The sequence below is a fragment of the Escherichia sp. MOD1-EC6162 genome (assembly GCF_002965125.1).
Classification (GTDB): Bacteria; Pseudomonadota; Gammaproteobacteria; order Enterobacterales; family Enterobacteriaceae; genus Escherichia; species Escherichia marmotae.
On sequence record NZ_PTSB01000042.1, the window covers coordinates 1 to 22,029 of the forward strand.

A 22,029-nucleotide genomic window follows, 5' to 3' on the forward strand; every position below is an offset into this window, starting at 1 on the left:
CAACAACCAGTTGAGCGGATTCGCGTTTAAACTCTGCGCTGAAATTTCTTTTTTTCATTGGAGCACCTGTGTTGTTCTGAGGTGAGCATATCACCTCTGTTCAGGTGGCCAAATTCAGTGTGCCACTTCAGATTGAACGCAGCAGCAAGACGGCTGGCGGTATAGTTAATCCCCTCGTTGCGTGCTTCCGCACGTACTTCAGCCAGGAAAGCATCGGTGGCTGGGGTTTGCGGCATCCTTCCGTCTATTGCGCAGATATACGCATCAGATAGTTCATCCTGCTCGCCATCAAACACGTAGCAACTCTGTACGATAAATTTATTCAGCCCCGCATTCTCCGCCGCAAGCGCAGCAAGATTAGTCTCCAGCTCTGCAATGCGTTTGCTTTGGGCTTCCCGTTCATCCAGCAGTGCCAGCACGGTAGCCGGATTGGCTGCTGCTATGAATCGCTTATTGGCGCGATTATCTGGTCCTGAGCATGATGCTATGTAGTAATTTGCGTTCAGTCCGGCATCAGCAATTACCCCATAGTAATCATCAGAACACCATTCGCCAGGGGTTGCATTTTCTGCCGCCATTCGCAGTGCCTGGTAATTAATGTTGCTCACTGGTTGCCTCCTGAAAAATAACTGCATGCCCCAGCTTCTCCGCCAGTGCCAGTTCTGCCTTAGCGCCTGCTGACCGCTGCCAGCCTTTCAGCATGTAAATCGCATCCACACAACGAATCATTGCCATGCAAATATCCATGTAGTGTGGCTGTGTCAGTCCGTCCGGAAGTACTGCCGGACTTAAGACGGTATGCCCTTCCCGTTTCAGTTCCTCTTCCGCCTTGTGGAACGCCTCACGGTTGAAATTTTTATACCCGGTCATCGGACCAGCGATATAAACCCTCACCCTCACGCCATCACCTCCTGAAAATTACCCTGATAAAACGCCAGCACACGCTGCATAACCTTGCTTTTCCGGCACTCGCGACAGATTATGTTCTGACGTCTGTCGTAGCGGCGTATCTCTCCATCTGGTAATGAATAAATCAGGTCAGGATCGCTCTTTTTCTTCACCGCCGCTTTCGACATCTTTTCGATGGCTTTTATCCAGTCCTTACGCGCCTGCGCTGAAGGGAATATTCCATACCCTGAACCATATACAACACCACTGGCTACCAGCTCTTTCGTCAGAACTTCTATCAGATGTCTCGTCGCCCCAATTTCATTTTCCAGTTGTTTACGCGTTTTCCGACCATCTCTGCGTACCAGTTCCACAATGCGCGCCTTCACTTCTTCCCGCTGTTCGGAAGTAAAAACTTTTGCCACAAGTCCTCCTGAAAATTACCTCATGATCTGAAATAAACACTTACCCCCTGAAGCCCGGCGGAATTTCGGTATCCGGTTCAGAAATGTGATTCACGCAACGCTGTACAGGCGAACGCCCCAGACGAATAACCAGCTCATCCCATTTTTCGCGAAGCTTTGACGGGCTCATGACGTTTTTTACCCAGAATGGATCCCGCTGTACCCGACCAAACATTTCGCAAATTTGTCTGTGAGTTCTGCCATCCAGCATCCGCATTGTGCGCACATCATTGGCCCATGCAGTCCAGTTGGGTTCTTTCGGTCGCATGATTTCGCCATCATCGCTGGCAGCCTGCTCGTAAAGACTCACGATTCGTCCCCAGATCCACTGCGCACACGCTAAATCTTCCTGGCTACCCCACTGGCGTTTTTTCGCACTGAACACAACCGCGTCAGGGTGTCGGGTTAAAAAATCCTGTTCAGCCGTCTGCGAGTCCGGTTGCGAAGCTTCCGGACGAAAAGATCTTTTATCTGACGGATCAGGTTTTAATACTGACGGATCGGGGCCAACCATCGCCCCCCTATCCGGCTGTTTTTTATCAATGGTTGATCCATCAAAATTTGAGGGGTCAACCGTTGAGGGGGCAATATTTGACGGGTCATTTTTTGCCTGGCTAATTTTTCTTTTCGGTTTATATGCCTCACGCGCCGCCGCTGCTGCTGCTTCTAGTTTTTCCACATTAAGACGGTAGATATTGCTTACATTACGCCCACCGACCTTACGTTCCTCCTTCGTCAGCCAGCCGTTCTTTTCCAGTTCCGCTATCGCAGCTTTAACCGTTGATTCACTCTTTGCCCCAATCTGACGACGAATGGTCTCCACTGCAGGCCATGACACACCTTCGTCATTGCTGTAATCTGCAAGGCGAGCCATTACTGCCACCCTGGATAAGATCATGCCGGTGAAGGCGCACCCTTCCCAGACAAGACCATGAAGCTTGCTGCTCATAAAAAACTCCGAACACCGTGCTTTTAGTGCATCACCAGGGCATTTCCCGCCGGACCACCACGATTCATCTGATTGAAACCAGCGATCGCCACTGCGACAAAATCATCAGCGTCTCTCACCAGTCGTTCCCGCGTCTCCACCAGCTCCCGAAAATAGGCTGAACTGTGGCTGCGCATTCGGGCCACCAGCAGAGGTGGCATTGCTTTTTCGATCGCTGGTAACAACGCCTGAATTTTTTTAACCGCATCAGGGGTGTCTTTCTCCACCCAGCGGAAAATCTTCTGAGTATTGCGAGCCAGGGCTTCTGGGTGTGAATCGTCGTACAGTTCCGGAAACGTCATACCCAGTTCAAAATAAGCCCGGGTTATTTCAGCTGCCGGAACTTTTTCTCCGTCCGGATGCGCCCAGGCATTCATCGCCATGCGGATGTGCTCATGCTTGATTTTCATGAATCACTCTTCCTTTCGCTCTGAGTGGTATCCTTCTTTTTGTAAAGCTCTGGGTTCAAAGATAATTTTCCCTTGGAGTATGCAGCAGCTTCCGCAGCTCTCCCTTTCGGAACTATTTCACCGGGGCGCTTACGCCACATGTAAATAGCTTCGCGGGTTATCCCATAAAAATCAGCGACCCTCTGAACAGAGCCAAAAAACTGAACAAGTTCATCAACTCGCATTTCACCCTCCTAAAATCTAAGTATTTTTAGATTACAGGATAATTTTTTTTAGGTCAATGCGATCTAAAATAATTTATATTCAACTCGCGGGAGAAAATGATGGAAAGCCTTGGCATCAGGCTTAAGAAACTCAGAAAAGATAAGGGACTCACCCAAGTAGAACTGGGTAAGCTTTCAGGCGTGACTGGGGTTACTATAGGGTACTGGGAGAAAGATCTAAACGAACCCGGCAGCAAAGCTCTAAGTAAGTTAGCCCAAGCATTAGGAACTACTGAGTCCTATCTCCTGTATGGAGTATCGTCTCCTGAACTATCTTTTGTGCAGAGCAATCCAGGCACCAAGATCCCCTACTTTTCGTGGGGTGACGCGATTTCTTTCCTAATCTTAGAAGGAGAGAAAACAATGGGAAATGTCGATAGGATCACCACATTCTTTGATGTAGTGGAAGGTGATTTTGCCGTTTCAATGCCTGATGACACTATGCATAACCCCTCAGGGTCGCCAAGTATCCCAGTTGGTGCCACTGTGATCCTAAGACCAGGAGAAAGTTATAAAAATGGCAGTATCGTCGCTGTAATAGTTCCAGATCCTCTTACAAATGAACCGTCTATGACTATAAAAAAATTAGTTATTGATGGAAAACTTGTGTATTTAAGCCCTCTCAATCCGCGCTATCAATCATCCTTGCTTACGCCAGAGTGTAAAATTGTTGCCGTAGCAAAAGGTGTACAGTTCAACCTATAACCCTGCCATGTTCTTGAACTTAAGGTCGGTTATGCCGACCTTTTTTTTAAATTAATTTAGATTCCTCTTGACTATAAAACTAAATACTTTTAGATTTATTGCATGCCAACCCATCCCGTCCCCACAGAATGCAGGGCAATACTTCGAGTTACCAGGCAGTGGTCAGGGGTTAAGTAGCCAGCCCGAGGCGTAAGAACATGACGGCAGGGTTCAACTTTAATAACTATGCAGCAGGTTTTTGTTCCGCTACCCCGGCGTTAAGGGGAAATGAGGTCAACATGGATACTATCGATCTTGGCAACAACGAATCTCTGGTGTACGGCGTGTTTCCCAACCAGGACGGCACATTCACCGCGATGACGTATACCAAAAGCAAAACGTTTAAAACCGAAAATGGTGCCCGTCGCTGGCTGGAAAGAAACTCAGGTGAGTGATATGGATTTCGACACAATCATGGAAAAGGCTTACGAAGAATACTTCGAAGGCCTTGCCGAAGGCGAAGAAGCTCTCAGCTTCAGTGAGTTTAAACAGGCGCTTTCCAGTTCGGCAAAATCTAACGGCTGATAAGCGAAACAGCACCGCGAGGAATCAGTATGCAGAAACCAGAACCCATCATCATCGCACCAGGCTATACCGATGATGAAATTTACGAATGGATGTGCGGGAAGATACGCGCCATTAATGACCTGAAGCAGGCTGCTGACTATAAAGAGCGCCTCTCTAAAGAACTGGCGTCAGCGGAGCAGGATATTACCACTCTGGCAAAAAGCGCGGCATTAAACGTTTCACGAGTGAATGAAAACTACTGACTGATGAGGTTGACGATGGAATTTAAAGATTTACCAATACCATTCCAGGAAATGGCAGCGAATATAGTTCGTTCCCAACTGGCGACTCTTGACCTGAGTACCGTAGAAAAAGAAACCATCGATAATATATCCGGTAACGTGCGTCGCGCCTTTATCGGGTTGTACGAAGAGAAGCAACTCTCTGATAACCAGGATTTGCATGAAAAATACTTCCTGGAATTAATGAACATCATTGATAAGGGGTTTGGCTTGTTAATGAAAAAGAAAGGGATTCGAATAGAACCCCTTGAAAATTACTTTGCAACAAAAAGCATTAATTCTTTTGATTCAAAACAAGAGAATTAATAACAGATTTAACATGCTCTTTCTCATGATTGAAGCTCTCATGATTGAAAGCGCCGGGTTGAAGCGAGTCGATATAATCAACAAGACTCTGTCGTACGACTTCATTTTTATCCATAACAGATGCAAGAAATGAAATTGCTAAAAGAGTTATATCACTACGCGCCGCAGCATGCTGCAATGCTTTATCAAAATTATTAATCTGGCGTATCAGGGAGTTAATGATTTCATTATTTTCAGTCGACATTTCACCCTCCTGAGGGTTGGTGATTAAGGAGTTCTCCACGGGTGAGGTGGAGTGCGTGCGCCGGACACGGGTGAGCATCCGGCACTGACAGTTTACTGAAAGGATATATCCCTGAAAAGTCAGGGCATAACGCGAAAGCGCACGGCGAAGTTCTTCTGTCTATACGGTGTCGTTAAATTTAATTCGACCGTGCGCTTCCGGTTGTGGCACTCCGCGAAATGGCGCGGCGGTAAGTATGGCGGGGTTATTCCTTCCCCGTTGAGGACACCGGGTTGTCAGGTTGACCATACGCTTAAGTGACACCCCCGCTGCAACGCCCTCTGTTATCAATTTTCTGGTGACGTTTGGCGGCATCTGTTTGCCCATGAACTGATGCCCGCCCTTTTTAAAGTGAATTTTGTGATGCGGTGAATGCGGCTCAGCGCACGCGGAACAGTTAAAACCAAAAACAGTGTTATGGGTGGATTCTCTGTATCCGGCGTTAATTGTTAACTGGTTAACGTCACCTGGAGGCACCAGGCACCGCATCACAAAATTCATTGTTGAGGACGCGATAATGGAAACGTTATTACCAAACGTTAATACGTCTGAAGGTTGTTTTGAAATTGGTGTCAGAATCAGTAACTCTGCATTTACTGAAGATGCCATTAACAAGAGAAAACACGAACGGGAGTTATTAAATAAAATATGCATTCTTTCAATGCTGGCACGTTTACGCCCGATGCAAAAAGGATGCTGGCAATGAATACAGCAATTGCTCTCACTCTGACAGTTTTTCTTAATACGGGCGAGCCTGTTGACCTGGTTATTGACATTTACGGTTCAATGAAAGAATGCACGGCTGCCGCAGCGGAACAGAAAATTCCCGGTAACTGTTATCCGGTTGATAAAGTTATTCATATGGACAATAACGAAATCCCGGCAGGACTTAAAACAGCACCGTAATTAATATCCGGTTTCATTTTTATATGCCAGCAATGGCAGGGATTTGTTCACCCTTAAATCTGTAATGAGGTTAAAACAAAATGAGTAAAGTCTTTATTTGCGCCGCCATTCCGGACGAACAGGCAACAGCAGAAGGCGCTAAACCTGTGGCCACTGCCATTGAAGCAGGCGACGAACGCCGGGCAAGAGCCAAATTTAGCTGGTTATTTCTGGAACAATACCCGGAAACTCAGGACTGTGCTTATAAATTTCTTGTCTGCGAGGATAAACCCGGCATGGCCCGCCCTGCTCTCGATTCCTGGGATTCCGAATATATGCAGGAAAACCGCTGGAATGAGGAGTCGGCTTCCTTTGTTCCGGTCGACCCTGAACCGGATACAGAAACTGTTAACTTTAATCAGTTATCTGACGACAAGCGGGCTGCTGTCCTTGTCAGGTTCGGTACACATGAAAACATCACCGTGGATATGGTCATCAATGCAAGCGGGCTTCTCGGCGATGACGAGATGACGACTTTTGATGGACACCTCACTGAAGCAGTTATCCGGACCAGAGAAATTAACGCCATGTATCCTGAGCGTCAGACTGAGTACATCAACGATGCCAGACGTGATTTAAAACCAACAGCCAAATGGCCCGATGTTCAGGCGTATTTTCTCGAACGTAAAAAACGCATGGAAAAGGAGCGCAAAGAAGGTGGAGCATATAATTCCGTCGTCGATCTTGCCCGCGCCAGAGTCAACCGGCAAGGCACTGAAAACTCTGCAGGAAAAACTGACTCCGTAACTGCTGTCATTCGTCGCGAATACAAGCAGACATGGAAAACACTGGATGGCGAACTGGCCTACGCTCTCTGGCCTGGTGATGTGGATGCCGGAAACGTTAACGGCAGCATCCATCGCTGGGCAAAAAATGAAGTTATCGACAACGACCGCGAAGACTGGAAGCGTATCTCGGCATCAATGCGCAAACAGCCTGATGCCCTTCGCTACGACCGCCAGACTATTTTTGGCCTTGTCCGTGAACGTCCGATCGACATTCACAAAGACCCTGTGGCACTGAACAAATACATTACTGAATACCTGACTACAAAGGGCGTGTTTGAAGATGAAGGAAGAAATCAGAGCGCAACTGATACTCTCTCGTCGCCAGTACCAGAAACTGATGCAGTGGAAACGGCAATTCCGGACAACGAAAAAACCGAATGCAAAGTGGAAGTCGAACCATCTGTAGAGCGTGAGGGGCCATTCTACTTCCTCTTCACCGACAAGGATGGCGAAAAATACGGTCGCGCAAACAAACTTTCTGGTCTGAATAAGGCGCTGGCTGCCGGGGCTACTGAAATCACGAAAGAAGAATATTTTGCCCGCAAAAACGGCACATACTCAGGTTCACAACAAAATACTGGTGCATCTGACACGACCGCACAACCAGAGCCGGTAAAAGTTACCGCTGACGAAGTAAACAAAATTATGCAGGCAGTCAGCCAGCCTGACGCCAATCAGTTGCTTGCTGCCTCTCGCGGAGAATTTGTTGCAGGGATTAGCGACCCGAATGATCCGAAATGGGTGAAGGGGATTGAAACCCGCGATTCTGTGTACCAGAACCAGCAAGAAACGGAACAGAACGACCAGAAAGCGGAACAAAACAGCCAAAATGCGTTACAAAACGAGCCAGAAACGAAACAATCCGAACCAGTAGCGCAACAAGAACCAGAAAAAACCTGCACCGCCTGCGGTCAGAGCGGTGGCGGCAACTGCCCTGATTGTGGCGCGGTGATGGGCAACGCAACATATCAGGAAACATTCGATGAAGAGAATCAGGTTGAAGTTCAGGAAAATGATCCGGAGGAAATGGAAGGCGCTGAACATCCACACAAGGGGGACACTAGCGGCGCTCAGGACCACGCCAGCGATAGTGAAACTGGTGAGGCGGCAGATCCCTTAATTAATGTGAATGGTCATCATAAAAGCACATCCACCAGTAGAGTGTGGTACCACCTGATGATCGACCTTGAAACGATGGGTAAAAAAAGTAATGCCCCCATCGTGGTTATTGGTGCTGTGTTCTTCGATCCGCAGACCGGGGAAATCGGGCCAACATTTTATATCGTTATCAGCCTGGTTGACGCTATGGACACGGGTGCTGTACCTGATGGTTCCACCATCGAATGGTGGCTTGCTCAGTCCAGCGAAGCCAGATCTGCAATTTTAGTTGATCAGGTAAAACTGGTTGACGCTCTTATTCAATTTCGGGAATTCATCAATGAGTACTCGAATGAAAAATTCGTTCAGGTATGGGGCAATGGTGCAACTTTCGACAACACTATTTTACGAACCTCGTACGAACGCCTGAACATCCCCTGCCCGTGGCGTTACTACAACGATCGCGATGTACGTACAATCGTTGAACTGGGAAAAACTATCGACTTCGATGCCAGAACAGTTATTCCATTTGAAGGCGTGCGCCACCATGCGCTGGATGATGCCCGTCACCAGGCGAAATACGTTTCAGCAATCTGGCAAAAACTGATCCCGAATCAGGCTGATTTTTAATGTTCAACCCCGGTCGTCGCCCACCAGCTATAGTGGCGGCGACCATGATTAGCGAACGACGCTCATGGCAAGACTTATTCTGCTCACTGAGTGGGCAAAAGAGGAATTCAGTGAACCGGTCCCTACTCCGGGTACGTTAAGTAAATACGCTAAAGCCGGAATGATATTTCCTCTCCCCAAAAAAGTAGGAAGGCACTGGCGAGTGGATCCACGCGCTCGCTTTGTCGGAATGGTAAACAAGCCTGAGGTGATCGCCACAGATCACCCTGCTTTGAAGAGGATACTGGAAGATGGCGCGCCCGCGAAAATATAAAACCGATGTTCCGGGTTTATCTCCGTATTTTGACAAAAGAAATAACAAAGTTTACTGGCGTTACAGGCATCCCATCACAGGTAAAAATCATGGACTCGGCAGTATTGACCAGAAACTGGCGGAAACCATTGCAGCAGAAGCGAACAGCCGTCTTGCCAGACAAAAAATGGAGCAAATGCTCAGTCTGCAGGAGAAAATTATTAGTGATACCGGCGGCGCATCAACCGTTTCCATTTTTCTGAATAATTACAGAAAAATTCAACAGGAAAGATATGAGAACGGAGAAATCAAGCTCAGCACGCTGAAACAAAAAGCGGCTCCTCTCAGGGTGTTTGATGAACGTTTTGGAGCCAGGCCGCTAGATGCCATAACCGTAAAAGATGTGGTATCGGTGCTGGAAGAATACAAGGCAAAGGGACATAACAGAATGGGACAAATTTTCAGGAAGGTATTGATCGATGTTTTCCGGGAGGCTCAACAAACGGGTGATGTCCCGCCAGGCTTTAACCCGGCTGAATCGGCAAAAAAACCGCAAGTGCGGATATCAAGACAGCGACTGACTTTTGATGAGTGGATGATGATTTATAACGCAGCGGAAAAGGATGGTTACTTTTTACAGCGCGGCATGCTGCTGGCACTGATGACGGGCCAGCGTCTTTCGGATATTTGCAAAATGCAGTTTTCGGATATCCGGGATGGTTACCTTCATGTCGAACAGCAAAAAACAGGAGCCCGGATAGCCATTCCTCTGGCTCTGCGTTGCGACAAATTAAATCTTACCCTGGGTGACGTGGTGTCATCCTGTCGTGATTACATCCTTAGTCCGTGGTTATTGCACCATCATCACGCTAAGGGGATGGGTAAGCGCGGCGGGATGGTTAAACCAGCAACGTTAACAGTCGCATTTAAAAAAGCCCGGGATTCTGTGGATTACAACTGGCGTGCTAATGGCACGCCACCCTCTTTCCATGAGCAAAGATCTTTATCAGAACGATTGTTCAGAGAACAGGGAATTGATACCAAAATTTTGCTGGGCCATTCGAATCAAAAAATGACCGATATTTACAACGACGCACGCGGTAAAGAGTGGAAAAAACTGGTTGTTTGATAACCAGTTTTGCAGAAGAGTTTTGCAGAGGTTTTGCAGAGAAAATTAGAAGCGGTATCCGGCAGAGAACATAAACACCCACGGATCCAGTCGTACCGCGTCTTTCACGGGGGTTCCATTAAATTTATAGCTGGCGGTGGTGTCGATATCCATGTACCAGACCGACATATTAAGCAACCAGTCACGGTTGATGAGATAATCCAGACCAACTTGCCCCACCACTCCCCATGAATCCTTCAGACTAAGATCGGATAATCCAAGACCTTCACCGGTATCATTGAAGTCATTATTAAAGAAGGTGGTGTAGTTAATACCAGCACCGACGTAAGGACGGAATTTACTGCTGGCATCACCAAAATACCACTGCGCCATCAATGTTGGCGGTAAATGGTGGACTGTCGCAATATCTCCGGTCGTGGCTGTGCCAACTTTATGGCGGAACGGTGATGCTGCCAGCAGTTCAACGCCAATGTTATCGGTCGCCATATAGGTAAAGGTCAGCCCCAGTTGGGTGTTATTGGTCACACTAAATCCACCCAGGCTTCCCAGAGTCCCACCCGCGCCTTCAGTTGGACGTACAGTCGCTGAACCTGCTCGAATGAAGAACTCACCTGCTTCATGCGCATAAACGCTGCCAGAGAGAAGTGTACTTACTGCCAATGCCGCCACTGTTAATTTTTTCATGCTCGCTCCGTCGTTATGGTTATAAAAACGTGACGAATATACCCACATTGGAGTAACAAGTGATCCTACACAGATCACACTACATTTTCTAAATCACCATTTATTGATCTGGATTAATTTAGAAGTTGCATTGCAAATCCTGGTTAATGTGATGTAAATCAATTCCACCGTATTTCACTCCAAATACATCCTTTTGCTACCTTATTGCCTCTTGAATCTGGTTCCTTTTTGCTCTGCCACCCCAAAAAACCGTCAGTGTGTCGCTCTGAAAAGCACCTCTGGAAAACGGTAAACTGCGGTATTTATGCAAACAGACCGTCCATATGGCAGAAATTTGCCATATCAGGAGAAGTCTGGGAAATCAACGAAACCTGTAATCGCGCCCACGCCCTCGGCGGATTACCAGTGCTTTACAAAGATATGCTTTTCCATACATGTCCTGATGCTGCCACTGAGAGGCTAACCAGGGTACAATTGCCCGCTAATTAACACCTGCATAAAACTCAAGGAGAGTGCATGTCTATCACGGCGCAGTCCGTATACCGTGACACCGGAAATTTCTTCCGTAATCAATTTATGACCATTCTGCTGGTATCACTGCTATGTGCATTTATCACAGTGGTGTCAGGACATGTTTTCTCACCCAGTGACGCACAACTTGCGCAGCTCAATGACGGTGTTCCCGTTAGTGGCAGCGGTGGGTTGTTCGATCTGGTACAAAATATGTCCCCGGAACAGCAGCAAATTTTGCTGCGTGCGTCTGCCGCGTCCACCTTTTCAGGATTAATCGGTAACGCCATTCTCGCGGGCGGCGTATTATTAATTATCCAGCTAGTGTCCGCAGGTCAGCGGGTCAGCGCATTACGGGCAATTGGCGCGAGCGCTCCGGTATTACCGAAGTTATTCTTGCTAATCCTTCTGACGACGTTAATTGTGCAAATAGGCATCATGCTGGTGGTCGTTCCTGGTATCATCATGGCCATCCTGTTAGCACTGGCTCCCGTGATGCTGGTCCAGGATAAAATGGGCGTTTTCGCCTCCATGCGCAGCAGTATGCGACTGACATGGGCGAATATGCGTCTGGTGGCACCTGCGGTATTGAGCTGGTTACTGGCAAAAACATTGTTGTTGCTGTTTGCCTCTTCGTTTGCCGCATTAACCCCAGAAATTGGCGCTGTACTGGCGAACACATTGAGCAATCTGATTTCAGCCGTATTGCTCATCTATCTGTTCCGCCTGTACATGTTAATTCGCCAATAATCCTGAAGCATTTGATTACGGAATCGTAAAATGAAGCAGTTTCTTGATTTTTTACCGTTGGTTGTCTTCTTCGCGTTCTACAAGATTTATGACATCTATGCGGCAACTGCGGCGCTGATCGTCGCCACGGCGATTGTGCTTATTTATAGCTGGGTTCGCTTTCGTAAAGTTGAGAAGATGGCCCTGATCACCTTTGTTCTGGTGGCCGTCTTCGGTGGTCTGACGCTGTTCTTCCACAATGATGAGTTTATTAAATGGAAGGTCACCGTCATTTACGCTCTGTTTGCCGGTGCCCTGTTGGTTAGCCAATGGGTAATGAAGAAACCGCTGATTCAACGTATGTTGGGTAAAGAGCTTACTCTGCCACAACCGGTGTGGTCGAAGCTGAATCTGGCCTGGGCAATCTTTTTTATCCTTTGTGGGCTGGCGAACATCTACATCGCATTCTGGCTGCCACAAAATATTTGGGTCAACTTCAAAGTGTTTGGTCTGACCGCCCTCACCTTAATCTTCACACTGTTAAGCGGTATCTATATCTATCGCCACATGCCACAGGAAGATAAATCATAATCTGCCAGCCAGTCCTGCGGGACTGGCGCTGCATCTCCTCTGTTCTCATCAGGAAAATCATAGTAGCATCGCGCCTGTGATTTTCCTTTTTAGTCGGTTTTACCATGTCAACAACACATAACGTCCCCCAGGGCGATCTGGTTTTACGAACTTTAGCCATGCCTGCCGATACCAATGCTAATGGCGATATTTTTGGTGGTTGGTTGATGTCGCAAATGGATATTGGCGGTGCCATTCTGGCAAAAGAAATTGCACACGGTCGCGTCGTGACCGTTCGCGTGGAAGGCATGACCTTTCTGCGACCTGTAGCAGTCGGTGATGTGGTGTGCTGCTATGCACGCTGTGTCCAAAAAGGGACAACATCGGTCAGTATCAATATTGAAGTGTGGGTGAAAAAAGTGGCGTCCGAACCGATTGGGCAACGCTATAAAGCGACAGAAGCGTTATTTAAGTATGTCGCTGTTGATCCTGAAGGAAAGCCTCGCACTTTACCCGTTGAGTAATAGTCAAAAGCCTCCTGTCGGAGGCTTTTGAGTTTTTGCTTACTGAATTTCGGTAGTGCCATTAATTTTAAACAGAATGTTTACCACAATTCCACTCCCTGGTTTACCCGGCTCGTAACGCCATCTGCGCATCGCGTTTTTCACTTCACGCTCAAACATATTCGCAGGTTTGGCAGAAAGAATTTGTACGTTATCCACCCGGCCATCCGGTGTAACGTCAAACTTAACCTTGACCTGCCCTTCAATGCGCAATGCCTGCGCGCGCGCTGGATACTGCGGCTGATTACGGCTTAGTGCGCGCGGACCTGACGCCACACTGGTAACTGGCTTGCTGCTTGCAGCCGTTGCCGTACTGGATGTCGGGCGAGTCGGTGCCGTATTTTCAAACGGTGACGCCGGGCGCGATTCTACCGGTTTAACATCGCGTTTTGGCTGTTCCTGCACCTTTTTCACCGGCTTCGGTTTCGGCTTAGGTTTCGGCTTCGGCTTTTCAATGACCACCGGCGCTTCTTTTGGCGGCTCTGGTATCGGCTCAGGTTCCGGTTCCGGCTCCACCACCGGCTCTGGCGGCGGTTGAACAGCTTGTGGCGGTTCAAGATCCGCTGGTGCAACCATGGTGACAGAAATCGGCTGCGCAGGCGCAGGTAGTTCAATAACCTGATGTACCGAGGTATAGAGTAGACCCGCCACAACAGCACCATGAATGCAGACCGAAAGTAACGTCGGCCAGGGGAAGCGGCGAGGTAAATCAAGGGTCATTGAAGTCATAATCGTTTCAGTAGAAAAACCAGGCCTCGATTTTAAATGCAAATAGCAATCATATTCAATAAGGCAAGGCGATCAGGATCAGTGAAAATGCATTTTTTGGCTCAATTGACCTTACTTTAAGTACAGCCTTAACAAAGACATCATCTTTCCGTTGCAGATCTTTGTCCTTTCAAATAACGTACTTTACAACTTTTCCGAACAAGGAGTTGCGCCCGTGTTGTATGTTATTTACGCTCAAGACAAAGCTGATAGCCTCGAAAAACGTCTTTCCGTTCGTCCGGCACATTTAGCACGTTTACAATTACTGCATGATGAAGGCCGTTTACTGACGGCAGGACCAATGCCTGCGGTTGATAGCAATGATCCGGGTGCCGCGGGTTTTACCGGATCGACGGTGATTGCTGAATTTGAATCTCTGGAAGCAGCGCAAGCCTGGGCCGATGCCGATCCTTACGTAGCGGCCGGTGTATATGAACAAGTATCAGTGAAACCCTTCAAAAAAGTATTCTGAACATTTTCTCTTCTTCTAAGGGGCACGATGGTGAAAATCGTGCCCTTATTTATTGTTTCCTGGCTTAGGTACACCACACAATGATTGCTCCAGCAGCAACAAACAGTTAATAACTTTATCTGTATATCCTGATATATCATCAGCATATTCAGGGGAAAAATACATAATATCCTCCCCTTATGCGACAGAGCGCCTTAAAACCTTTGATTGCGACGGATAAAGTCATCTACTATTGATTAACACATTCGTGAGTCGTATGTATGTTCACATTATGTACGCGTAAAGATAATTAAACAAAATTGTGGTTACAGAGGTATCAGTGAGTCACTGGGCTACATTCCGGCAAACAGCGGTAAATTTATGGGTGACACTACGGCACGATATTATCGCGTTGGCCGTCTTTCTAAATGGATTGCTTATTTTCAAAACAATCTATGGCATGTCGGTCAATCTGCTCGATATTTTCCATATCCAGGCATTTTCAGAACTTGACCTCTCCCTTCTGGCGAATGCACCTCTGTTTATGCTGGGTGTCTTTCTTGTACTGAACTCAATCGGCTTGCTGTTTCGGGCAAAACTGGCGTGGGCGATCAGTATCATTTTATTGCTGATTACACTTATCTACACCCTACACTTCTATCCCTGGCTGAAATTCAGCATTGGGTTTTGCATCTTTACACTGGTGATTTTGCTGGTGCTGCGCAAAGACTTCTCCCACAGTAGTGCCGCAGCCGGAACAATTTTCGCTTTTATTAGTTTTACGACGTTACTGTTTTATTCCACCTATGGCGCGCTTTATTTAAGCGAAGGTTTTAATCCGAGAATAGAGAGTCTGATGACGGCCTTCTATTTTTCGATAGAAACGATGTCAACGGTGGGCTATGGCGATATCGTCCCTGTTTCTGAATCGGCACGTCTGTTTACTATTTCGGTTATTATTTCCGGCATTACTGTTTTCGCCACCTCCATGACGTCTATTTTTGGTCCGCTTATCCGCGGAGGATTCAATAAACTTGTGAAAGGAAACAAGCATACGATGAATCGTAAAGATCACTTTATTGTTTGCGGGCACTCCATTCTGGCAATCAACACGATTCTGCAACTGAATCAACGCGGACAAAATGTGACTGTTATCAGTAATCTGCCAGAAGATGACATCAAACAACTCGAACAGCGATTAGGTGACAATGCTGATGTTATTTCCGGGGACAGCAATGACAGTTCGGTATTAAAGAAAGCGGGAATCGATCACTGCCGGGCTATTCTGGCGCTCAGTGATAACGATGCAGATAACGCTTTTGTCGTCCTGTCGGCTAAAGATATGAGCAAAGATGTCAAAACAGTGCTTGCCGTCAGTGATAGCAAAAATCTCAACAAAATTAAAATGGTACATCCGGACATCATTCTCTCGCCGCAACTGTTCGGCAGTGAAATCCTGGCGCGTATTCTCAATGGTGAAGAAGTTAATAATGATATGCTCGTCTCAATGTTGCTGAACTCCGGGCATGGTATTTTCAGCGATAAGAACGACGATGATGGCAACGAAACTGTGAAAAAATAAAACCGGATGGGCACCGTGATGGTGCCCGGCTCATTCAGATATTGTAGATCGCAAACAATAACGAGTTACGCTGTTTGTTTAGAAGGCACTTCCTGATGCTGTGGATACGCATATTTCGGCGCGACTGCCCCTCAAGCCAACGCGATTTCCGTCGGCTAGCCTGACGCTGCATGCGCCAGCGCCCCACTTCCGTTCTACTCCGCTTCATGTTAACTACTCTATGCAATAACAGAGTGGTCATTATACCTCCGCCCCCGACGCTGACCAGTGCTTTTCCGGTGTTTTTATTTGCCAGATGAATCCATATGCGTAAACTCATAACAATGCGCTTTCAAAAGGATTTCTAATCTATGACAACCGTTTATACGTTGGTGAGTTGGTTGGCCATTCTGGGATACTGGTTGCTCATTGCAGGCGTAACATTACGCATTCTAATGAAACGACGCGCCGTTCCCTCCGCTATGGCCTGGCTGTTGGTCATTTACATTCTGCCTCTGGTCGGAATTATTGCCTATCTGGCAGTCGGTGAACTGCATTTAGGCAAGCGCCGCGCCGAACGTGCAAGAGCGATGTGGCCTTCTACGGCTAAATGGCTTAACGATCTTAAAGCCTGTAAACACATTTTCGCGGAAGAAAATAGCAGTGTCGCCGGGCCGTTATTTAAGCTCTGCGAGCGCCGTCAGGGTATCGCGGGCGTTAAAGGTAACCAACTGCAACTGATGACCGAGTCTGATGATGTGATGCAGGCGTTGATCCGTGACATCCAACTGGCTCGCCATAATATTGAGATGGTGTTTTACATCTGGCAGCCCGGCGGCATGGCAGATCAGGTGGCTGAGTCGTTGATGGCCGCAGCCCGCCGCGGTATTCATTGCCGACTGATGCTCGACTCTGCCGGGAGTGTGGCTTTCTTTCGCAGCCCGTGGCCGGAGCTGATGCGTAATGCTGGTATCGAAGTGGTCGAATCCTTAAAGGTTAACCTGATGCGCGTATTTTTACGCCGCATGGATCTGCGCCAGCACCGCAAGATGATCATGATTGATAATTACATTGCCTATACCGGTAGCATGAATATGGTCGATCCACGTTTCTTCAAACAGGATGCGGGAGTAGGACAATGGATTGACCTGATGGCCCGCATGGAAGGTCCTATTGCTACCGCCATGGGGATTATTTATTCCTGCGACTGGGAGATTGAAACCGGAAAACGCATTCTGCCACCGCCGCCTGATGTCAATATTATGCCGTTTGAACAGTCCAGCGGGCATACGATCCATACCATAGCTTCTGGCCCCGGCTTCCCGGAAGACCTGATTCACCAGGCGTTACTCACCGCTGCATATTCAGCACGCGAATATTTAATCATGACGACGCCCTACTTCGTGCCCAGCGATGACTTACTTCACGCGATTTGCACAGCAGCACAGCGCGGAGTTGATGTCAGTATTATTCTGCCGCGTAAAAATGACTCAATGCTGGTAGGCTGGGCCAGCCGCGCATTCTTTACTGAACTGTTGGCCGCTGGGGTTAAAATTTATCAGTTTGAAGGCGGGTTATTACATACCAAGAGCGTGCTGGTCGATGGCGAACTAAGTCTGGTGGGGACTGTGAACCTTGATATGCGCAGCCTGTGGTTAAATTTTGAGATCACGCTGGCGATCGACGATAAAGGTTTTGGTGCTGACCTGGCTGCTGTTCAGGACGATTATATCTCGCGCTCACGTCTGCTTGATGCGCGGCTGTGGGCAAAACGACCGCTCTGGCAGCGCGTTGCCGAGCGACTGTTTTACTTCTTCAGTCCGTTGCTGTAAAACGTCGCCAACAGATGTTAAACGGGTAGTGACTATGGATATGGATTTAAACAATCGCCTGACTGAAGATGAAACGCTTGAGCAGGCTTATGATATTTTTCTCGAACTGGCCGCAGATAATCTCGATCCGGCGGATGTTCTGCTGTTCAATCTTCAGTTTGAAGAACGTGGCGGTGCGGAGTTATTCGACCCGGCAGAAGACTGGCAGGAACATGTTGATTACGATTTGAACCCGGACTTTTTTGCAGAAGTGGTGATTGGTCTGGCGGACAGTGAAGATGGTGAAATTAACGATGTTTTCGCCCGTATCCTGTTATGTCGCGAAAAAGATCACAAACTTTGCCATATCATCTGGCGTGAATAAATATCGCTTTTGGTGTGAAAAAGGGCTGACGGTTGTCAGCCCTTTTGTTTTTAAAGCGGATCGACTTTCAGGCAAGAGACCGCATGTCTGAAACTGCCCTCCAGCACCGGACGCGTTTTGGCACATTCCGGGCCGGCGATCGGGCAACGTGTGCGGAACACACAACCAGACGGAGGATTGATGGGCGAAGGCAATTCCCCTTCCAGTAACTGGATGGATTTGTTCTTCTCCAGATCCGGATCAGGAATTGGCACCGCCGACATCAAGGCTTTGGTATAAGGATGCAGCGGATTGTGGTAGACCTCATCATACGTCCCCAGCTCCACCGCGTGTCCGAGATACATCACCAGCACGCGATCGGAAATGTGTTTTACCACTGCCAGATCGTGAGCAATAAAAATTAATGACAATCCCATCTCACGTTGCAACTGCTGGAGCAGGTTCACCACCTGTGCCTGAATTGACACGTCCAGCGCCGAAACAGGCTCATCGCAGATAATCAGTTTCGGTTCAAGAATGAGTGCACGTGCAATTCCGATACGCTGGCACTGCCCCCCGGAGAACTCATGCGGATAGCGGTTAATCAGGTTAGGTAGCAAGCCGACTTTCATCATCATCGCCTTCACGCGCTCACGGACTTCCTGGCGTGACATTTTCGGATGATAGGTACGCAGCGGTTCAGCGATGATCTCGCCAATCGTCATACGTGGGTTAAGAGACGCCAGCGGGTCCTGAAAAATCATCTGGATATCACTGCGAACGGCACGCCATTCATCAGGCTTCATCCCTAACAACTCTTTTCCTAACCACGCGACGCGCCCATCGGTCGCTTTAACCAGGCCGATAATAGCGCGGGCAAAGGTGGATTTACCGCAACCGGATTCCCCTACTACGCCTAATGTCTCCCCTTCATAAAGTCGAAGTGTGACTCCATCAACGGCTTTCAGGGTTTTCGCCGGTTGCCAGAACCACTGTTTGCCATCTTTAATCTCAAAGTGAACTTTCAGATCGGCAATTTCCAGGAGAACTTTTCTTTCTTCCGTAACAGCATTCATAACAGTTCCCCCACTGGTTTAAAACAGGCGCGCAGGCGACCTGGCGTGAACTCTTCCAGCGGCGGCGCACTGCTACAAATTTCCATCGCATGTGGACAGCGCGGCTGGAACGGGCAACCTTTTGGTAAACGTAGCAGGTTTGGTGGATTTCCCGGTATGGTCAACATAGCTTCACCTTCCGCATCAAGACGCGGCACCGCATTGAGTAAACCGATAGAGTAAGGATGAACGGGCTGATAAAAGACATCGCGCGCGTTGCCGTATTCCATGGTGCGCCCGGCGTACATCACCAATACTTTGTCACAGATCCCCGCCACCACACCCAGATCGTGGGTGATCATAATGATGGCAGTATTGAATTCCCGTTTCAGGTCATTCAATAGCGTCATGATTTGCGCCTGCACAGTCACGTCCAGCGCAGTGGTAGGTTCGTCAGCAATCAGCAATTTAGGCCGACACAACAATGCCATCGCAATCATTACACGCTGACGCATACCGCCAGAAAATTCATGCGGGAACATCTTCATGCGCTTACGCGCTTCCGGCATTTTTACGGCATCAAGCATCCGCACCGACTCTTCAAACGCTTCAGCCTTGCTCATACTCTTATGCAGCATCAGCACTTCCATCAACTGCTCACCGACGCGCATATACGGGTTCAACGAAGTCATCGGGTCCTGAAAAATCATCGAGATTTGTTCAGCGCGCAGTTTATTGAGTTCGCGTTCTGGCAGGTTGAGGATCTCACGGCCATTAAAAGTGGCCGATCCACCAATGTGTCCGTTCGCGGCCAGCAGCCCCATTAAAGCAAACGCGGTTTGCGACTTACCGGAACCAGACTCACCCACGATACCCAACGTTTCTCCGGCACGCAGAGAAAAATTCAAATCATTGACCGCTGTGACGTCGCCGTCCGGGGTACTAAATGTCACTCGCAAATCCTTCACGTTCAGCAGTGCGTTAGCCTGTTGCTGTGCAAGCGGTACGGTTGCAGTTTCAATTACGCTCATGGCTGCACTCCTTAACGATCTTTCGGGTCGAGGGCATCACGTAAGCCATCCCCGATAAAGTTGAAACAAAACAGCGTCACCACAAGGAAACCGGCCGGAAACAGCAGCAACCAGGGCGAGACTTCCATCGAGTTCGCACCATCACTTAGCAATGCGCCCCAACTACTTAACGGCTCTTGCGTACCCAGCCCCAGGAAGCTAAGGAAAGACTCAAAGAGGATCATGCTTGGCACCAGTAGCGATGCGTACACCACCACTACGCCGAGCACGTTCGGCACAATGTGGCGAATCACGATACCGGGCGTAGAGACTCCACCAACTTGTGCTGCCTCAATAAACTCTTTGCGCTTCAGACTAAGGGTTTGCCCACGTACGATACGCGCCATATCCAGCCAGGAAACCATGCCAATCGCCACGAAAATCAGCAGAATGTTTTGGCCAAAGAAGGTCACCAGCAAAATGACGAAGAACATGAATGGGAAGGAATTGAGGATTTCCAGCAAACGCATCATTACCGAGTCCACCTTGCCGCCAAGATAACCGGAAAGCGAACCGTAAAGCGTACCTACGACTACAGCCACCAGCGCCGCAGCAACCCCGACCATGAGTGAGATACGCCCACCAATTGCAACACGTACCAGCAGATCGCGTCCGGATGAGTCAGTACCAAAGTAGTGACCGGACTCCATATCTGGAGCGCTGGACATCATCGCCCAATCGGTATCGTCATAGGCAAATTGCGAAAGCATCGGTGCCAGGATAACAAACAGAGCAATCAGCACCAGTACAATGAGACTGGCGACCGCCGCACGGTTATGCATAAAACGACGGCGTGCGTCCTGCCATAAACTGCGCCCTTCGACCTCCAGCTTTTCACTGAAATTTTCCAGCGTCTCGCTGTTTTTCTTACTTAACATCATCGCGAGCTCCAGTATCAGTAACGGATTTTCGGGTCGATAACCGCATATAGCACATCGACAATGGCATTGAACAAAATGGTTAATGCACCAACCAGAATGGTCAGGCTTAAAACCAATGAATAGTCACGGTTCAACGCGCCATTAACAAACAATTGCCCGATCCCAGGTAAACCATAAATGGTTTCGATGACCATAGAACCGGTAATAATGCCGACAAATGCGGGTCCCATATATGAAAGTACGGGTAACAGCGCAGGTTTTAATGCGTGGCGAAGGATAATTCTGCGCATAGGTAAACCTTTCGCGCGGGCAGTGCGAATAAAGTTGGAGTGTAAAACTTCAATCATTGAACCACGGGTAATACGCGCGATACTGGCGATATAGGCGAGTGACAACGCCACCATCGGTAATATCATGAATTTCAGCGCCCCGCCATTCCATCCGCCGCCGGGTAGCCAATGCAAAATGATCGCGAATATCATGACTAATAATGGCGCAACCACAAAACTGGGGATAACCACCCCGGTCATTGCCAGCCCCATCACGGTATAGTCCCATTTGGTGTTTTGTTTTAATGCGGCAATAACGCCAGCACTTACACCCAGCACCACCGCGAGGAAAAATGCAGCGGCACCCAATTTTGCAGAAACAGGAAAACTGGATGCAACCAGGTCATTGACCGAATAATCTTTATATTTAAAAGACGGACCGAAATCGCCATGCGCCAGTTGTTTCAGGTAGCTGAAATACTGTGTCATGATCGGATCATTAAGATGATATTTCGCTTCGATATTGGCCATCACTTCTGGCGGTAACGTGCGTTCACCAGTAAAAGGACTTCCCGGGGCGAGGCGCATCATAAAGAACGAAATAGTAATAAGAATAAATAGCGTCGGAATCGCTTCCAGACAGCGACGTAGAATAAATTTTAACATTGCCGTACCTTCTGGCCTGTGCCTTCTGTAATGCGATAAA

Annotated in this window: 31 protein-coding genes; 17 read left to right on the top strand and 14 right to left on the bottom strand. The window is 48.2% G+C overall.

Annotation, left to right across the window (positions count from 1 at the left end; genetic code table 11):
* Positions 1-26: 26 nt before the first annotated feature.
* From A9587_RS22330 to A9587_RS22355, 6 genes are read right to left on the bottom strand one after another with little or no spacing between them, the layout of a single operon-like run.
* Positions 27-608, bottom strand: coding sequence for an ead/Ea22-like family protein (locus A9587_RS22330; RefSeq protein ID WP_236942432.1), 582 nt, complete (start codon positions 606-608; stop codon positions 27-29).
* Positions 595-900, bottom strand: coding sequence for a DUF4406 domain-containing protein (locus A9587_RS22335; RefSeq protein WP_042970846.1), 306 nt, complete (start codon positions 898-900; stop codon positions 595-597). Before A9587_RS22335 ends, A9587_RS22330 begins: the two co-directional genes overlap by 14 nt.
* A complete protein-coding gene (locus A9587_RS22340) occupies positions 897-1,313 on the bottom strand; it encodes a DUF977 family protein (protein ID WP_105263564.1) in 417 nt (138 codons plus the stop codon). The genes A9587_RS22335 and A9587_RS22340 overlap by 4 nt, the downstream gene beginning before the upstream one ends.
* Positions 1,314-1,353: 40 nt before the next feature.
* Positions 1,354-2,301 carry a helix-turn-helix domain-containing protein gene (locus tag A9587_RS22345; RefSeq protein ID WP_089569406.1) on the bottom strand — a complete coding sequence of 316 codons (948 nt, stop codon included), beginning with the start codon at positions 2,299-2,301 and terminating at the stop codon, positions 1,354-1,356.
* 23 nt (positions 2,302-2,324) lie between these two features.
* Complete coding sequence (locus tag A9587_RS22350; protein ID WP_053272758.1) at positions 2,325-2,750, bottom strand: toxin YdaT family protein; 426 nt, start codon at positions 2,748-2,750, stop codon at positions 2,325-2,327.
* On the bottom strand, positions 2,747-2,974 hold the full coding sequence (locus A9587_RS22355; RefSeq protein ID WP_024197699.1) for a Cro/CI family transcriptional regulator: 228 nt from the start codon (positions 2,972-2,974) through the stop codon (positions 2,747-2,749). The genes A9587_RS22350 and A9587_RS22355 overlap by 4 nt, the downstream gene beginning before the upstream one ends.
* A gap of 99 nt (positions 2,975-3,073) precedes the next feature.
* Between A9587_RS22355 and A9587_RS22360 the strand changes: the two genes are divergently transcribed.
* The 5 genes from A9587_RS22360 (at position 3,074) to A9587_RS22380 (ending at position 4,872) form a co-directional block, all read left to right on the top strand.
* Positions 3,074-3,718, top strand: a complete 645-nt coding sequence (locus A9587_RS22360) for a helix-turn-helix domain-containing protein (protein ID WP_000444613.1) — start codon at positions 3,074-3,076, stop codon at positions 3,716-3,718.
* 278 nt (positions 3,719-3,996) lie between these two features.
* Positions 3,997-4,152: a DUF1391 family protein gene (locus A9587_RS22365; protein ID WP_000379575.1), complete on the top strand. Its 156-nt coding sequence runs from the start codon at positions 3,997-3,999 to the stop codon at positions 4,150-4,152.
* A 1-nt stretch (position 4,153) separates the two neighbouring features.
* Complete coding sequence (ydfB, locus tag A9587_RS25505) at positions 4,154-4,282, top strand: protein YdfB (protein ID WP_000344964.1); 129 nt, start codon at positions 4,154-4,156, stop codon at positions 4,280-4,282.
* Between the two features lie 29 nt (positions 4,283-4,311).
* Entirely contained in the window at positions 4,312-4,527 is a 216-nt protein-coding gene (locus tag A9587_RS22375) for a hypothetical protein (protein WP_105263954.1), read from the top strand.
* Between the two features lie 15 nt (positions 4,528-4,542).
* Positions 4,543-4,872 (top strand): hypothetical protein, encoded by a 330-nt coding sequence (locus A9587_RS22380; RefSeq protein ID WP_105263955.1) that lies wholly within the window; start codon positions 4,543-4,545, stop codon positions 4,870-4,872.
* Here A9587_RS22380 and A9587_RS22385 read toward each other — a convergent pair.
* Positions 4,841-5,116: a hypothetical protein gene (locus tag A9587_RS22385; RefSeq protein ID WP_201797360.1), complete on the bottom strand. Its 276-nt coding sequence runs from the start codon at positions 5,114-5,116 to the stop codon at positions 4,841-4,843. The genes A9587_RS22380 and A9587_RS22385 overlap by 32 nt on opposite strands.
* A 556-nt stretch (positions 5,117-5,672) precedes the next feature.
* On the opposite strand from A9587_RS22385, the gene dicB reads away from it, so the two are divergent.
* The 5 genes from dicB to A9587_RS22415 all read left to right on the top strand — a co-directional run bounded on the left by dicB (position 5,673) and on the right by A9587_RS22415 (position 10,037).
* Positions 5,673-5,861, top strand: coding sequence for a cell division inhibition protein DicB (dicB, locus tag A9587_RS22395; protein ID WP_059219681.1), 189 nt, complete (start codon positions 5,673-5,675; stop codon positions 5,859-5,861).
* The gene (locus A9587_RS22400) at positions 5,858-6,061 is read left to right on the top strand and encodes a DUF1482 family protein (protein ID WP_105263957.1); all 204 of its coding nucleotides are present in this window, start codon (positions 5,858-5,860) and stop codon (positions 6,059-6,061) included. The genes dicB and A9587_RS22400 overlap by 4 nt, the downstream gene beginning before the upstream one ends.
* An 80-nt stretch (positions 6,062-6,141) precedes the next feature.
* Entirely contained in the window at positions 6,142-8,616 is a 2,475-nt protein-coding gene (locus tag A9587_RS22405; RefSeq protein ID WP_105281955.1) for an exonuclease, read from the top strand.
* 64 nt (positions 8,617-8,680) lie between these two features.
* Entirely contained in the window at positions 8,681-8,929 is a 249-nt protein-coding gene (locus A9587_RS22410; protein ID WP_000113185.1) for an excisionase, read from the top strand.
* On the top strand, positions 8,907-10,037 hold the full coding sequence (locus tag A9587_RS22415) for a phage integrase Arm DNA-binding domain-containing protein (RefSeq protein WP_105263959.1): 1,131 nt from the start codon (positions 8,907-8,909) through the stop codon (positions 10,035-10,037). The genes A9587_RS22410 and A9587_RS22415 overlap by 23 nt, the downstream gene beginning before the upstream one ends.
* Before the next feature lie 45 nt (positions 10,038-10,082).
* Here the strand turns inward: A9587_RS22415 and ompW are convergent, their stop codons facing one another.
* A complete protein-coding gene (gene ompW, locus A9587_RS22420; protein WP_105263960.1) occupies positions 10,083-10,721 on the bottom strand; it encodes an outer membrane protein OmpW in 639 nt (212 codons plus the stop codon).
* A gap of 516 nt (positions 10,722-11,237) precedes the next feature.
* Between ompW and A9587_RS22425 the strand changes: the two genes are divergently transcribed.
* From A9587_RS22425 to yciA, 3 genes are all read left to right on the top strand, one after another.
* The gene (locus tag A9587_RS22425) at positions 11,238-11,981 is read left to right on the top strand and encodes a YciC family protein (RefSeq protein ID WP_000028560.1); all 744 of its coding nucleotides are present in this window, start codon (positions 11,238-11,240) and stop codon (positions 11,979-11,981) included.
* A 30-nt stretch (positions 11,982-12,011) separates the two neighbouring features.
* A complete protein-coding gene (locus A9587_RS22430; RefSeq protein WP_000808656.1) occupies positions 12,012-12,551 on the top strand; it encodes a septation protein A in 540 nt (179 codons plus the stop codon).
* A 104-nt stretch (positions 12,552-12,655) separates the two neighbouring features.
* Complete coding sequence (gene yciA / locus A9587_RS22435; RefSeq protein ID WP_000108161.1) at positions 12,656-13,054, top strand: acyl-CoA thioester hydrolase YciA; 399 nt, start codon at positions 12,656-12,658, stop codon at positions 13,052-13,054.
* 39 nt (positions 13,055-13,093) lie between these two features.
* On the opposite strand, the gene tonB is transcribed toward yciA, so the two are convergent.
* Positions 13,094-13,813 carry a TonB system transport protein TonB gene (gene tonB / locus A9587_RS22440; protein ID WP_001516503.1) on the bottom strand — a complete coding sequence of 240 codons (720 nt, stop codon included), beginning with the start codon at positions 13,811-13,813 and terminating at the stop codon, positions 13,094-13,096.
* A 223-nt stretch (positions 13,814-14,036) separates the two neighbouring features.
* On the opposite strand from tonB, the gene A9587_RS22445 reads away from it, so the two are divergent.
* Together A9587_RS22445 and kch are read left to right on the top strand one after the other, a co-directional pair.
* On the top strand, positions 14,037-14,333 hold the full coding sequence (locus A9587_RS22445) for a YciI family protein (protein WP_000967596.1): 297 nt from the start codon (positions 14,037-14,039) through the stop codon (positions 14,331-14,333).
* A 319-nt stretch (positions 14,334-14,652) separates the two neighbouring features.
* Entirely contained in the window at positions 14,653-15,894 is a 1,242-nt protein-coding gene (gene kch / locus A9587_RS22450) for a voltage-gated potassium channel protein (RefSeq protein WP_000020081.1), read from the top strand.
* A 34-nt stretch (positions 15,895-15,928) separates the two neighbouring features.
* Here the strand turns inward: kch and A9587_RS24550 are convergent, their stop codons facing one another.
* Positions 15,929-16,102: a YciY family protein gene (locus tag A9587_RS24550; protein WP_122983112.1), complete on the bottom strand. Its 174-nt coding sequence runs from the start codon at positions 16,100-16,102 to the stop codon at positions 15,929-15,931.
* A gap of 142 nt (positions 16,103-16,244) precedes the next feature.
* Here A9587_RS24550 and cls point away from each other — a divergent pair, with 142 nt between their 5' ends.
* A complete protein-coding gene (cls, locus tag A9587_RS22460; RefSeq protein WP_000214527.1) occupies positions 16,245-17,705 on the top strand; it encodes a cardiolipin synthase in 1,461 nt (486 codons plus the stop codon).
* A 34-nt stretch (positions 17,706-17,739) separates the two neighbouring features.
* On the top strand, positions 17,740-18,069 hold the full coding sequence (locus A9587_RS22465) for an HI1450 family dsDNA-mimic protein (protein ID WP_000366964.1): 330 nt from the start codon (positions 17,740-17,742) through the stop codon (positions 18,067-18,069).
* A 50-nt stretch (positions 18,070-18,119) separates the two neighbouring features.
* Here A9587_RS22465 and oppF read toward each other — a convergent pair whose 3' ends face one another.
* The 4 genes from oppF to oppB are packed head-to-tail and all read right to left on the bottom strand — an operon-like array spanning position 18,120 to position 21,989.
* On the bottom strand, positions 18,120-19,124 hold the full coding sequence (oppF, locus tag A9587_RS22470; RefSeq protein ID WP_000994879.1) for a murein tripeptide/oligopeptide ABC transporter ATP-binding protein OppF: 1,005 nt from the start codon (positions 19,122-19,124) through the stop codon (positions 18,120-18,122).
* Positions 19,121-20,134: a murein tripeptide/oligopeptide ABC transporter ATP-binding protein OppD gene (oppD, locus tag A9587_RS22475; RefSeq protein ID WP_000110968.1), complete on the bottom strand. Its 1,014-nt coding sequence runs from the start codon at positions 20,132-20,134 to the stop codon at positions 19,121-19,123. The genes oppF and oppD overlap by 4 nt, the downstream gene beginning before the upstream one ends.
* Before the next feature lie 11 nt (positions 20,135-20,145).
* The gene (oppC, locus tag A9587_RS22480; RefSeq protein WP_000979659.1) at positions 20,146-21,054 is read right to left on the bottom strand and encodes an oligopeptide ABC transporter permease OppC; all 909 of its coding nucleotides are present in this window, start codon (positions 21,052-21,054) and stop codon (positions 20,146-20,148) included.
* A gap of 14 nt (positions 21,055-21,068) precedes the next feature.
* Positions 21,069-21,989, bottom strand: a complete 921-nt coding sequence (oppB, locus tag A9587_RS22485; protein WP_000911114.1) for an oligopeptide ABC transporter permease OppB — start codon at positions 21,987-21,989, stop codon at positions 21,069-21,071.
* Between the last annotated feature and the right edge of the window lie 40 nt (positions 21,990-22,029).